Here is a 13,259-nt window from a genome sequence, read left to right as displayed (position 1 = left end):
ATCATGAAAAAATAAGCTTTTCGGAGCTTATTTTTTATATATAAAATTGAATATTAATATTCAGAAATAGATAGGTAGGGAACGAAACAGTCCCTACCTATTTTATAAATTCCACGTATTTACCTAATGGTGCATATGTGTTTATGATCCTACTTCTTCTTTTTCTATCGTTTGCAACATAAGGTTTTTTAAATTATCAACGCTTTCTAAATTGACAACACATTCTTTTATATTTATTTATATGCATTTTACAACAACAAAGAACTACATAGATTAACCATGTAGTTCTTTGTTGTTGTAAAATGAATGGGCTAATCTTATTTCTTCCCTAACTTGATTGCCTTTTTTATATTACTGAATGCACCTTTACCATATAATAATACACCACCGCGGTAAACACGGCTCGTTAAACCAATCATCATACATATTGTTACTAATAGAATCGCTAATGTGAGCGCAATCTCCCATACTGGGATATTGAGGAATCCAATTCGTACGAGCATAACAATAGGAGTAAAGAAAGGTATATAGCTAGTAATGGTAACAACCGTGCTGCTTGGATTTGACATTCCATAAAGTGCGATATACAAAGCAGCAATTAACATAAACATCAGTGGCATAACAGCTTGAGAAGATTCCTCTATACGACTAATAACAGAGCCGAGTAGACAAGATAATGAGCCATATAATAAGAATCCTAATGTGAAGAATAGAATCCCATACACTACTAGAGTAGGAGCAACAGAATTTAAATCAATACTATTTAAAATATCATTTTTCGATTCATTAATTGCTGTTTTATACCCTACAGTTGCGACCAAGCCCCAAATTATTATTTGTGTAATACCTGCCAATAATGTTGAGAAGAGCTTCGCATATAAATGTTTTGTAGGCGAAATACTTGAAACAACTAACTCCATTACACGAGAAGATTTTTCTGTTGCAACATCTGTAGCTAATTGTGCAGCATACATTAATATCATTACATAATTTAGCATGATAAAGGTATTAATTAAAATTCCTACACCCTCTGTATGTTCTCCATCTTTAACCTTATCTGAAACAGTTTTGGTTTGTATTTCTACTGGCATTGTTAACACCTTTAATTCATCTTGCGATAGATTCAATTGCTGAGCGAAATTAGAAGATTGTATTTGAGATAAAATAGTTTGAACCTTGCTAACATCTTGCTGATTTACATCTGTCTCAGTTATATACGTAGCCTTTAGTTGTTTATTATCCAATTCCTCTACAACGATTGCATATGTATAATCACCATTTTTAACACCTGATTCTGCTTTTGGTTTATCCGTACTACGCTTAACATGTATCTTACTATCGACATTTTTAAACACTTGATTAATAGTTGTATATAATTCTTCTTTTTCTGTAACAACAACAACTTGATCGTCCTCGTTACCTGCAAAATAGTTATAAATCTTGTCAAAATTCATCAATCCTATAATTAACATAGAAATTATTATTGTAATAGCAAAATATGATTTTGATTTCACCTTAGATCTATAGTTTTGTAAAAAAATTGTCCAGAAACTACTCATGTTGCGCACCTACTTTCGCGATAAAGATATCATTTAATGTAGGCTCTTCTACTGCAAACTTTTTAACATACCCTAATTTCGTTATCTCTTTAAATAAAACATGCGAAACTTCTTCATATGAGATTTTAAGAGTAACTGCATTCTTACGTTTCTTCATACTTTCTACACCTTTTATTTCTTTCAAATGGTCAAAGTCATGATCGCCAACGATTACAACATTCTTTTTACCAAAGTCACTTTTAATTTTGGCAATGTCTCCTTGAACAACAGGTACTCCTTTGTGCATGATACAAATGTGTTGGCATAATTCTTCCACATGTTCCATTCGATGTGAACTAAAAAGAATCGACGCCCCTTGTTTTTGCATATCAAGAACAGCTTCTTTTAACATTTCAACATTTACTGGATCTAAACCACTAAATGGTTCATCTAAAATTAAGAGTTCAGGCTTATGTATAATCGCTGTTATCAGCTGAATTTTTTGCTGATTCCCTTTTGAAAGTTCTCCTACCTTTTTGTTCAGATACTCAGTTATATTAAAACGCTCCAGCCAATAGTGAAGTTCTTTTTCTGCATCTTTACTTTTCATGTTCTTTAGTTTTGCAAAAAAGTTAACTTGTTCTTTGACAGTCATTTTCGCATAAAGCCCACGTTCTTCTGGTAAATACCCAATCTTATCCGTAACATCATAATTTATAGGTTTACCATTCCATGAAATAGTTCCGCTTGATTTCGATAAAAGTCCAAGTATCATTCGAAATGTAGTCGTTTTACCTGCTCCATTCCCGCCCAAGAATCCAAATATTTCACCTTTTGGTATCTCGATATTCAAATTATTAACTGCAACATGTTCGTCAAATTTCTTTATTAAATCTTTAATTAGTAAACTCATTATCCACACCCTTAATTCTCAAGATGATTTATTTATACAATTGTATATCCAGTCAACCACAATATTTTGACCTCTTATGACATCTCTTTTATCAGACATTAAAAATAAAATGACATTTGTAAAATCTGAATTTTCAACATTTTTCCTATATGGTATCTTTTTTAATAACTTATTTCCTTCAAAAATCATTCATTACCAACAAATGTTATATTTTTCATTATAAGGTTAGCATAAGATTTAGAATAACCAATATGCAATTTTGCATATTTTAATATTTTCATAAAGTATTTCTTTGAAAAAATTTTCGTTATGTACTTTAAAATAACTTATAGGCACATTTAAGCTGCTCAATAGATAAATCATTCGCTTCTATCTTTTCAAAAGTTCCTGCTTTCCATCCCATACCGCTCACTACTCTCTATTAAAAATTTGTTTCTTCATTTATATTATAATACTTGTTTTAACATCGTTCTTACGATTCTATATTCGTCACCAAAAGGTTCCTTTATGATTAAAGGTGATTGATCATCTTTTTTCTTCAATCATTGTGAATACTTTTGTTTTTTCTTGTAATGTATTTAGCTATTTTTAGTAGGTGCTTTACTTGCTTCAATTTTCTTTGTCACTTCGCCAAGCTTTTGCCCAACTTCTTCTGCTTTGGCAGGTTCATTCGTAACGTAGTATTCTTGATCCTCCCATACTAACATAGGTGGCACTTGTTCTCGTTTGTTACATATTATATAAGTAATACTAGCTATCAGTAGTAGACATATTGCTATAAAGAAGATAGCCTTTTTTTCATATACTATTCTCCTTACCTATCATTTCATTGGATTATATAATATACAGTATAGATAGTAAATGGATTTTATGGAAATTTTTAGTTTTATTTTCAAAAAGAAAAACCTTACAAAAGTAAGGTTCCGTTTTTAAATTCTATAATGTTTTATTAATTAGAACGATCATTACGATAATCGCTATAAACATAACAACTAAACAGCCGATCATTTTATAAAATCCTCGTTTCGTTAACGTTCCGCCCTGAACGTCTTTACGAATAAATAAGAATACGGCTAAAAATAATACAAGCCCCATGCCAAAAGCATACATCATTTGCATATGTTAATCTTCCTTTCTCTTTTACATCTTAATATCTTTTCGATAAAACAACAAACGATATAAAAACTGTACTCATCGTAAGTGCCATTAATATATTCAATAGTTCAACCGCAGATAGCGTAATTACTTTTAAGTTTAAGCCAATAGAGAAAAGAAGATAGTATGCCGTTAGTGCAAAAAAACTGAAGAACATTCCTTTATAACGAATGAGTTTCATTCGCTCATCTTTTTCTTTAAATTGCGGGTGCAAGTAGCTTAGGCAAAAACACATGATCATCATTGCAAGTACTGTATAGGTTGGAATTGGCGGCGCGGAATGTGTCATTATACCTGCTAATATCATAGTTCCACTCATAATTAAAAAGATAATTCCCATAATTACAAAGTACTTTTGTGAATAATTCATCTCTATTCCTCCCCTTCTTTTCCTTCATAAATAAATACATGTTCTATCGTTGTCTGAAATGTTTTTGCTATTTCAAATGCTAACGGAAGTGATGGATCATATTTTCCCTTTTCAATTGAAATGATGGTTTGTCTGGAAACTCCAAGTTTCTCAGCAAATTTTTCTTGAGATAGTCCAAATTTTTTTCGGTATTCAACCATTTTATTTTCCAAGGAAATTTCTCCCTCCTTCCTTATACCGAGTATATATGTAAAGGAAACTTTACGTCAAGTTTCCTTTACATTCATTTCGTCTATTTTTCATTCTATTTATATAGAAGAAACTTTTTCAAATTCAGCACGTCTATTTTGAAATGAAACATGGAACAATGTATATAGCCGTTACTATATCTCCTCTCCGTTTTTATGAAAATTTAATATCTCCATATTTGTTTTATCCTTTTAAAATGTTTCATTCTGCTCTTTATCGGGTGAAATACGCTATTGTTTTTACGTTGTTTTTCGCCATATTTATAGAAACTAACGGTTTATGAAGCATTTTTTATGTATAGCCACTTTTTTTGTAGAAATCCTTCATTTTCCTTTCGATATTTAACACTATCGAGATAAAGTTTATGGTAAATTCATAATTTTTTATTTTTTATACTATATTCCGTTATATTGTTGTATAATATCAATGAAAGCGCTTATTATTCCAATATACATAATTCGAACTAAATTTTATCGAAACATTCTGATAGTTATACTTATATTTAAATGCAACAATTATAGGTATTAATGTAGGTATACCAAATATATCCACCCCGTTTTCCCGTGAAATTACTTTATAACATGAAAGATTAACTTGGGTGATAAGTTATTGTGAATGTTTTTTTACAAAACAGATAAGTAATAGTGTTTGGTATTATGTAAATTATTGTAATAACATAAGAGTAAAGAAAAACATTTACATTGATTATTGGTTCATCAATTATTGAAAAGAGCAAAATGCACCTTTTTGTATGGAAAAAGGATTATATGCATTGGGAGGTTTAAACAAATGACGAGGAAGAATACAACGACAAACCCTTGGGCCAAGTTCCATGGTCCGAACCTTGGTTATGTTATTGAGCAGTATGATCTTTACGTAACTGGAGCAGGTTCTGTTGATCCGGAATTACAAGAGCTTTTTGAAATTTTTGGAGCTCCTTCGTTTCAAGATGATGTCGTAACAGGGGACAACACAGCAACACATTTTTCTCCTCAAAACACAGGGAACATTGAAAAGATTCTTAAAGTCGTTCAACTTGTTGAACAGATTCGTTCTTTCGGGCATACATTGGCCCACATTAATCCGATGGAAGATGCTGCAAACGGACAATCTCTTATCGAGAAAACAATGAACGAACTGAGCGATGCTGACTTGAAAGCGATTCCAGCAAAAACAGTATGGCAAGATGCACCAGAGGGTATTCACACTGCACTTGATGTAATTCATAGATTAAAAGACGTTTATACAAAATCTTTAGCTTATGAATTCTCACATATACAAGATAGTGAAGAACGCGCGTGGTTGCATCAAATGGTGGAATCAAATTCATTGCGTCAACCATTATCAAATAAAAAACGAACTGCTCTTTTAAAACGTTTAACTGCTGTTGAAGGTTTCGAGCAATTCTTGCATAAAACATTCGTTGGTCAAAAACGTTTCTCAATAGAGGGCGTTGATATGCTTGTACCTGTACTAGATGAAATTGTTTCAGAAGGTGCTAAAGGCGGCGTTGAAGATGTCATGATTGGTATGGCTCACCGTGGTCGTCTAAGCGTACTCGCTCACGTATTAGAAAAGCCATATAATCACATGTTTGCAGAATTCAAACATGCAAAAATAGAAGGTGCAGTGGCAAATGCTGGCTGGACTGGCGACGTGAAATACCATTTAGGTAGAGAACAAGTCGTTGGTAATGAAGAGGTTAGCACTCGTGTTACATTAGCAAATAATCCGAGTCATCTTGAGTTCGTTAACCCTGTTGTTGAAGGTTTCGCACGTGCAGCTCAAGAGAATCGTAAAAAATCTGGTCTTCCAGAACAAGATACTACAAAATCATTCGTAATTTTAGTTCATGGTGATGCTGCATTCCCTGGTCAAGGTGTTGTGTCTGAGACACTCAACTTAAGTAGATTGAATGCATACCAAACTGGCGGAACTATTCATGTTATCGCAAATAATGCAGTCGGCTTTACGACTGATAGCTATGATTCTCGTTCTACTAAATATTCAAGCGACCTTGCAAAAGGTTTCGATATTCCGATTGTTCACGTGAATGCTGATGATCCGGAAGCTTGTCTTGCTGCTGCAAACCTTGCGATCCAATATCGTACGCTGTTCAAAAAGGACTTCTTAATCGATTTAATCGGTTACCGCCGATATGGTCATAACGAAATGGATGATCCAGCAGTTACGCAACCACAAGTGTACAAAAAAATTAAAAATCACCCAACTGTAAGAGCAATTTATGCAGATCAATTACAATCTGCTGGCGTTCTGAATGCAGATGAGGTTGAAACAATTACTCAGTTTATACAAGAGGAATTAAAGGCTGAATACGCACAAGTGCCACCAGCTGATACGAGTGCTGCAACAATTCACGTTAAAGTTCCAGAGGTTGTTGCAAAAGGAATTCAACCGATTGACACTGGTGTTTCAATTGAATCACTTCGTGCAATTAATGAAGGACTATTATCTTGGCCTGAAGGCTTTAACGTATATCCAAAAGTGAAGAAAATTCTTGAGCGCCGTAAAGATGCTCTTGAAGAGAACGGTAAAATTGAATGGGCACTTGCTGAATCGTTAGCATTCGCTTCAATTTTACAAGAAGGTACGCCAATTCGTTTAACTGGTCAAGATTCACAGCGTGGTACATTCGCGCACCGTCATATCGTATTACACGATACTGATACAAACGAAACATATTCACCATTACACCGTTTACCGAACATTAACGCATCATTCTCTGTTCATAACAGTCCGTTATCAGAAGCTGCTGTTGTTGGTTACGAATATGGTTACAACGTATTTGCTCCAGAAACTCTTGTGATGTGGGAAGCTCAATACGGTGACTTCTCAAATACTGCGCAAGCATTATTTGATCAATATGTTTCAGCAGGAAGAGCAAAATGGGGTCAAAAATCTGGTTTAGTTCTTCTATTACCACACGGTTATGAAGGTCAAGGGCCAGAACACTCTAGTGCACGTCCAGAACGTTTCTTACAATTAGCTGCGGAGAACAACTGGACAGTTGCAAACTTAACGAGCGCGGCACAATACTTCCATATCTTGCGCCGTCAAGCATCTATCTTAGGAACAGAAGCTGTTCGACCATTAGTAATTATGACGCCGAAAAGCTTATTACGTCACCCACTTACACTTTCTACAGGTAGTGAGTTAAGTGAAGGACGTTTCCAATCTGCTTTAGAACAAGGAAACCTTGGTGCGAAACCAAATAAAGTAAAACGTCTTGTTTTAAGTACAGGTAAAATGGCAATTGACTTAGCAGCAGAAATCGAAAGTGGTAAGCATGAGTACAGCCTAGATGAAGTTCATATGGTTCGTATCGAGCAGTTGTACCCATTCCCTGCTGAAAAAGTTCAATCTATTATTAAACGCTTTAAAAACTTAGAAGAAATCATTTGGGTTCAAGAAGAACCTCGTAATATGGGCGCATGGCATTACATGGCTCCAATTCTGTTCGAACTAGCTGGGGATAAAGTGAAAACAGGTTACATTGGACGCCCGGATCGTTCTAGCCCATCTGGTGGCGATCCATTCGCTCACAAAGCTGAGCAAGAATTAATCGTTGCACACGCTTTAGATGTGAAGTACAACTTCCGTCAAGATAAACAAGAAATTGAAGTTTTCAGCAACTGAAAGTAACAATGAGTTTTTCAGGCTTGGCTGTGGCAGATAGTCTGCCACAGCCAGGCTAACAAATGGAGATTACCGAAGATTAAAGAAGATAAAACACACCGTTAGGCAAATAAGGGGAGGACATTTAAAATGATCGAAATTAAAGTACCTGAGCTTGCAGAATCTATTTCAGAAGGAACTATTTCACAATGGCTTATCAACGTAGGCGACAAAGTTGAGAAAGGTGGCAGCGTTGTTGAGCTTGAGACTGACAAAGTCAATGTAGAAATCATTGCAGAGGATTCAGGTATTGTATCGAAGTTACTAGGCGAACCTGGAGATACAGTTGAAGTTGGTGCTACTATCGCAATTTTAGATGCAAACGGCGCAGCGGTTGAAGTAAGCACACCTGCTCCGGCTAATGAGCAACCAAAACAAGAAACTACTGAAGCACCGAAAGCAGCAGCTCCAAGTGCTGAACAAAATAAAGCGTTGCAAGGTTTACCAAATACAAATCGTCCTATCGCATCACCAGCTGCTCGCAAAATGGCTCGTGAATTAGGAATCGATTTAAACGAAGTACGTAGCACAGATCCACTTGGACGTGTGAGACCACATGATGTACAAGCTCACGCTGCAGCGCCAAAAGAAGCACCAGCTGCTCCAAAACAAAGTCCGGCTCCAGTTGCAAAAACTGAATTTGAAAAACCAGTTGAGCGTGTGAAAATGTCCCGCCGCCGTCAAACAATTGCAAAACGTCTTGTAGAAGTTCAACAAACATCTGCAATGTTAACTACATTTAACGAAGTTGATATGAGTGCAATCATGGAATTACGTAAAGAACGCAAAGATGCTTTCGAGAAAAAACATGATGTACGTCTTGGCTTTATGTCATTCTTCACAAAAGCAGTTGTTGCAGCATTAAAACAGTTCCCATTATTAAATGCTGAAATTCAAGGCGATGAGCTTATCATTAAAAAATTCTATGATATCGGTATTGCAGTAGCAGCTCCAGATGGATTAGTTGTTCCAGTTGTACGCGATGCTAACCAATTGAACTTCGCTGAAATTGAAAGCGAGATTCGTAATTTAGGTCTGAAAGCACGCGATAATAAACTTTCATTAAAAGAGCTACAAGGTGGTACATTTACAATTACAAATGGTGGTGTGTTCGGTTCTCTAATGTCGACACCAATCCTAAATAGTCCACAAGTAGGTATTCTAGGGATGCATAAAATCCAAGTACGTCCAGTTGCAATTGATGCAGAGCGTATGGAAAACCGTCCAATGATGTACCTTGCACTATCTTACGATCACCGTATTGTTGATGGTAAAGAAGCAGTTAGCTTCCTTGTTGCTGTTAAAGATATGCTTGAAGATCCAAAATCATTATTATTAGAAGGTTGATAGATTATTAATCTATTAAAGGCTGTAGAATGAATCATTCTACAGCCTTTTTTCATTATGTTCATACGGGACAAATCACACTACATAGACTAACAATGTATGCCTAAAACGTAAGGGGGATAAACATGAATAACCTTCCAGTTCATGCAAAACTTAAAGCAAATAAGGATACTTTCTTCCTCCCCGATTCAAACGGGGGTGTTTACTTTCGAAATAACTCCAGTTCATTCCGTATGGATGGTGATGGAATTTATGACTGGATTGAGAAATTAATGCCTATGTTTAACGGTAATCATTCTTTGACAGAAATAACCGATGGTCTCCCTCTCCCCTATCAAAATCGTGTATTTGAAATTGGAGAGATTTTATATGAAAATGGTTTCATTCGTGATGTAAGCCAAGATGCTCCCCACGAATTAAACAGTGCATTACTCGACAGATACGCTTCGCAAATTGAGTTTTTAGAAGCTGATTCCCATTCAGGCGCTTTAAAATTCGAAACGTACCGCGCAGCAAATGTGCTTATAATTGGTTCTGGCGATATGCTTACTTCCCTAGTTTCTTCTTTATTAGAATCTGGTTTACCTACATTCCATTATCTTGTTACAGATCGTGCTGAAACAAACTACGATCGAATTCACGAACTAAGCGAACGTGCATATGCAAATGATGACAATGTACTTATTCAAGAAATAGATATTACAATTGATCGCCCTTTACATGAAGTATTCGAGCCTTTCGACTGGATTTTATACGTTTCCCAAAATGGAGATATTGAAAGTTTAAGAGCAATCCATACTATTTGTAGAGAGTTTAAGAAAAATTTCATACCAGCTATTTGCTTATCAAGAATTGGTTTAGCTGGACCCGTCGTAACCGCAGACCGTGAAGAATGCTGGGAATCAGCTTGGCATCGTCTACACGAAACTACTTTACAAAGTGAAAATCCACCTGAACTTTTCTCACCAATTGCATCTGCAATGTTAGCAAATGTTATCGTTTTTGAGTTATTTAAACATGTCGCTGAAGGTTCACATAGGCAGCATAATCCTCAATTCTTTTTATTAAACTTGGAAACACTTGAAGGAAAGTGGCACCCTTTCATAAAACATCTTCTCGCAACCGATGAAATCTTTACAATTGATACGGTGCAAAATCTTCAAGAAAACCTTGCCCAACGTTCCGGACAATATACTTCAACTGAACTTTTTCGTTTTTTTGATACGTTAACTTCTAAAGAAGCTGGTATATTCCACATGTGGGATGAACAAGATTTACACCAATTGCCTTTATCACAGTGCAATATTCAAGTTGCAAATCCATTATCAGACGGACCTACCTCTCCCCTTCCTACTATAACTTGCGGTGGATTAACTCATAATGAAGCACGCCGCGAAGCTGGTTTAACAGGAGTTGAAACATATGTAGCTGAAATGATTCATCGTCTTATCCCCGAACATACTGATATCGGTATTGGTGCTGGGGAAACGATGACAGAAGGTGTATACCGAGCACTCCAAAAACATTTAAATAATAAGTTATATGAACGCCAATCACATATGCTAGAAGAGATTACAGAGCTTTATTTAACCGAAATTCATGATAAACATTGTAGGTTTTACTACGATGCTCTCTCTACAATTCATGAAATACCTAAAGTAGGAATGAGTGAGGAGTTACTTGGTTTTCCTGTCGTTTGGATCGGTATTAATGATAGATGGTATGGTGCGGCAAATATTAATATAACACTCGCATTAAGAAATGCTCTGCAACAAGCACTCCTTCATATTCAAAATGAAGAGATTCCTTATAAAGCTAATATGTTACCGGAATCATCCATTGTTTTATATAGTACGGATCCTGTTAGAGTAGCAATACAAGAAGAGGAAGAAATTCCAGGCGTACAGTCTTTACAAGTTGCTTTGCAAAATTTAACGGAAAACAACTTGTATCCATTCGTTTTTGATTTAGCTATTGAGTCATTTTTAAGAGACAACTTAGACGGTGTATATGGGGTATTAATTGCAAAGGAGGATGACCAATGACTCAAAACATACTACTTATAGGAGATGGCCTACTCACAGACTATGTACATGAGCAATTGTGTAAGCAATATTCACTCATCCGCCAGCATACAATTACAGAAGCTCTCCCTGAAAACATTCATCTTGCTCTCGTTTTACATGACGGGTCTCCTTCTTCCGTACATCGTGATGCTGAGCTTATCTTTCGCTCAAATAATATTCCGTGGCTTCGCGCGTTTACTTCGTTTGGTGAAGGTATTATCGGTCCTTACGTGAAGCCTCTTACAACTGGATGTTCCCACTGCGCTGATGGACGCCGGTTTATAGCTGGCTTTGATCAAAAAGAAATGTGGGAACTACAACGAAAATATGCATTAAAAGCAGAGAACGTGACGAGGCGTGATGTACGCGCCACCCAAAATGGAATGTTACAAATGTGCCAGCTCATTCATGTTGAAACAGAGAAAATATTAGCTCATGGATATTCTTCTTTAGAAAACGAACTCATTTTACTGGACTTACAAACGTTACAATGTACCCGGAATTCGTTTCTTCCAGACCCTCTCTGTCCGATATGCAGAAATTTGCCTGACGATACAGCAGATGCAGCGCAAATTTCTTTACAACCAAGTTTGAAAACGAGTACTGAAACGTATCGCTGTCGTTCCATTCATGAGCTAAACACATTTTTAACGAGAGACTATTTAGATTACCGGACTGGTATTTTGAACGGTAAAATGCAACATTCTCTATTACCGTTTGCTGATGTCATTATAAACATGCCGTTACTGTTTGGAAATGAAGGTGTCGCGGGCCGGACTCATTCATTTTCACTTAGTAAAGCAACCGCTATTTTAGAAGGTTTAGAACGCTATTGCGGTATGTCGCCTCGTGGAAAAAAAACAAATGTACATGGCAGTTTTCGTGAGCTAGAAGATATTGCACTGAATCCCCTCACACTTGGTGTGCATACAAATGAACATTACAATCGTGATAGTTTTCCATTTAAGCCGTTTGATCCTGATTATGAGCAAAACTGGGTATGGGGATATTCTTTATTACAAAACCGACCACTTCTAGTTCCAGAATCAATCGCTTATTATAGCCTTGGTCATAGAGATGCTTTCGTGTATGAAACATCAAATGGATGTGCCATTGGTGGTAGTTTAGAAGAAGCAATTTTTCACGGCATTTTAGAAATTGTAGAGCGTGACGCCTTTTTGCTCACTTGGTATGCCGAATTACCTCTTCCCCGTCTCGATCTTAGTTCAGCCAATGATACTGAATTGCAACTAATGTTGGAACGCTTACGCACAATTACTGGATATGAATTATACGTTTTCAACGCGACGATGGAACATGGTATTCCGAGCATATGGGTCATTGCGAAAAATACAAGGCAAGATGGTATGAATCTCGTCTGTGCTGGCGGCGCACATATGGAACCAATTCGAGCTGTAAAAAATGCAATTCATGAAATAGCGGGCATGTTACTTATAACAGATGAAGAGCTTGAACAAAAAAGAGAGAAATATGAAAACTGTTTACAAGATCCATATCTTGTTTCGCAAATGGAAGACCATAGTATGTTGTACGGATTGAAAGAAGCGGAAGAACGTCTTCACTTCCTTTTACGTGAGGATGCTCCAGTGCAAACGTTCCAAGAAATGAATGCATTACAATCATTTGATATGGATTTAACATCTGATCTTCATCAACTTTTAAACAGGTTACATCAATCTGGACTTGAAGTAATTGTTGTAGATCAAACGGTCCCCCTTATAAAAAAGAACGGCTTACATTGTGTAAAAGTAATTATTCCAGGCATGTTACCGATGACGTTCGGTCACCATCTCACTCGGGTTACAGGACTGGATAGAGTGTATACCGTACCGATGACACTTGGATATTGGGCTGAGCCTTTAACGAATGAAAGTTTAAATCCACATCCGCATCCGTTTCCATAA

Annotated in this window: 10 protein-coding genes and 1 pseudogene; 4 read left to right on the top strand and 7 right to left on the bottom strand. The window is 36.2% G+C overall.

What is annotated here, in order from left to right:
• Positions 1-317 precede the first annotated feature (317 nt).
• From MKY90_RS06375 to MKY90_RS06345, 7 genes and pseudogenes are all read right to left on the bottom strand, one after another.
• Positions 318-1,559, bottom strand: a complete 1,242-nt coding sequence (locus MKY90_RS06375; RefSeq protein WP_098167287.1) for an ABC transporter permease — start codon at positions 1,557-1,559, stop codon at positions 318-320.
• Positions 1,552-2,451, bottom strand: coding sequence for an ABC transporter ATP-binding protein (locus tag MKY90_RS06370; protein ID WP_050000093.1), 900 nt, complete (start codon positions 2,449-2,451; stop codon positions 1,552-1,554). Before MKY90_RS06370 ends, MKY90_RS06375 begins: the two co-directional genes overlap by 8 nt.
• An 18-nt stretch (positions 2,452-2,469) precedes the next feature.
• Positions 2,470-2,640: an SDR family oxidoreductase gene (locus MKY90_RS06365; RefSeq protein WP_078184123.1), complete on the bottom strand. Its 171-nt coding sequence runs from the start codon at positions 2,638-2,640 to the stop codon at positions 2,470-2,472.
• Positions 2,641-2,897: 257 nt separating this feature from the next.
• Positions 2,898-3,260, bottom strand: a pseudogene (locus MKY90_RS06360) (hypothetical protein).
• 127 nt (positions 3,261-3,387) lie between these two features.
• Positions 3,388-3,570, bottom strand: a complete 183-nt coding sequence (locus tag MKY90_RS06355) for a DUF3976 domain-containing protein (protein WP_002011459.1) — start codon at positions 3,568-3,570, stop codon at positions 3,388-3,390.
• Positions 3,571-3,598: 28 nt separating this feature from the next.
• Positions 3,599-3,976: a hypothetical protein gene (locus MKY90_RS06350; RefSeq protein ID WP_002117153.1), complete on the bottom strand. Its 378-nt coding sequence runs from the start codon at positions 3,974-3,976 to the stop codon at positions 3,599-3,601.
• Between the two features lie 2 nt (positions 3,977-3,978).
• Positions 3,979-4,188, bottom strand: coding sequence for a helix-turn-helix transcriptional regulator (locus MKY90_RS06345; protein WP_050000091.1), 210 nt, complete (start codon positions 4,186-4,188; stop codon positions 3,979-3,981).
• 826 nt (positions 4,189-5,014) lie between these two features.
• Here MKY90_RS06345 and odhA point away from each other — a divergent pair.
• From odhA to MKY90_RS06325, 4 genes are all read left to right on the top strand, one after another.
• Entirely contained in the window at positions 5,015-7,882 is a 2,868-nt protein-coding gene (gene odhA / locus MKY90_RS06340; RefSeq protein ID WP_341090826.1) for a 2-oxoglutarate dehydrogenase E1 component, read from the top strand.
• A 129-nt stretch (positions 7,883-8,011) separates the two neighbouring features.
• Positions 8,012-9,268, top strand: a complete 1,257-nt coding sequence (gene odhB / locus MKY90_RS06335) for a 2-oxoglutarate dehydrogenase complex dihydrolipoyllysine-residue succinyltransferase (protein WP_002168867.1) — start codon at positions 8,012-8,014, stop codon at positions 9,266-9,268.
• 125 nt (positions 9,269-9,393) lie between these two features.
• Positions 9,394-11,313 (top strand): putative thiazole-containing bacteriocin maturation protein, encoded by a 1,920-nt coding sequence (locus tag MKY90_RS06330; RefSeq protein ID WP_002168868.1) that lies wholly within the window; start codon positions 9,394-9,396, stop codon positions 11,311-11,313.
• The gene (locus MKY90_RS06325; RefSeq protein ID WP_341090824.1) at positions 11,310-13,259 is read left to right on the top strand and encodes a TOMM precursor leader peptide-binding protein; all 1,950 of its coding nucleotides are present in this window, start codon (positions 11,310-11,312) and stop codon (positions 13,257-13,259) included. The genes MKY90_RS06330 and MKY90_RS06325 overlap by 4 nt, the downstream gene beginning before the upstream one ends.

Origin of the sequence: Bacillus sp. FSL P2-0099, assembly GCF_038007445.1 — a bacterium.
Classification (GTDB): domain Bacteria; phylum Bacillota; class Bacilli; order Bacillales; family Bacillaceae_G; genus Bacillus_A; species Bacillus_A mycoides.
Note: the sequence above shows the minus strand (reverse complement) of the source record. Positions and strands in the feature narration are given on the sequence as shown.

Coding starts and splice junctions, on each gene's coding strand:
- MKY90_RS06355 (WP_002011459.1), bottom strand. CDS start 3,570: ATGCAAATGATGTATGCTTTTGGCATGGGGCTTGTATTATTTTTAGCC.
- MKY90_RS06365 (WP_078184123.1), bottom strand. CDS start 2,640: ATGATTTTTGAAGGAAATAAGTTATTAAAAAAGATACCATATAGGAAA.
- MKY90_RS06375 (WP_098167287.1), bottom strand. CDS start 1,559: ATGAGTAGTTTCTGGACAATTTTTTTACAAAACTATAGATCTAAGGTG.
- MKY90_RS06325 (WP_341090824.1), top strand. CDS start 11,310: ATGACTCAAAACATACTACTTATAGGAGATGGCCTACTCACAGACTAT.
- MKY90_RS06330 (WP_002168868.1), top strand. CDS start 9,394: ATGAATAACCTTCCAGTTCATGCAAAACTTAAAGCAAATAAGGATACT.
- MKY90_RS06370 (WP_050000093.1), bottom strand. CDS start 2,451: ATGAGTTTACTAATTAAAGATTTAATAAAGAAATTTGACGAACATGTT.
- odhB (WP_002168867.1), top strand. CDS start 8,012: ATGATCGAAATTAAAGTACCTGAGCTTGCAGAATCTATTTCAGAAGGA.
- odhA (WP_341090826.1), top strand. CDS start 5,015: ATGACGAGGAAGAATACAACGACAAACCCTTGGGCCAAGTTCCATGGT.
- MKY90_RS06350 (WP_002117153.1), bottom strand. CDS start 3,976: ATGAATTATTCACAAAAGTACTTTGTAATTATGGGAATTATCTTTTTA.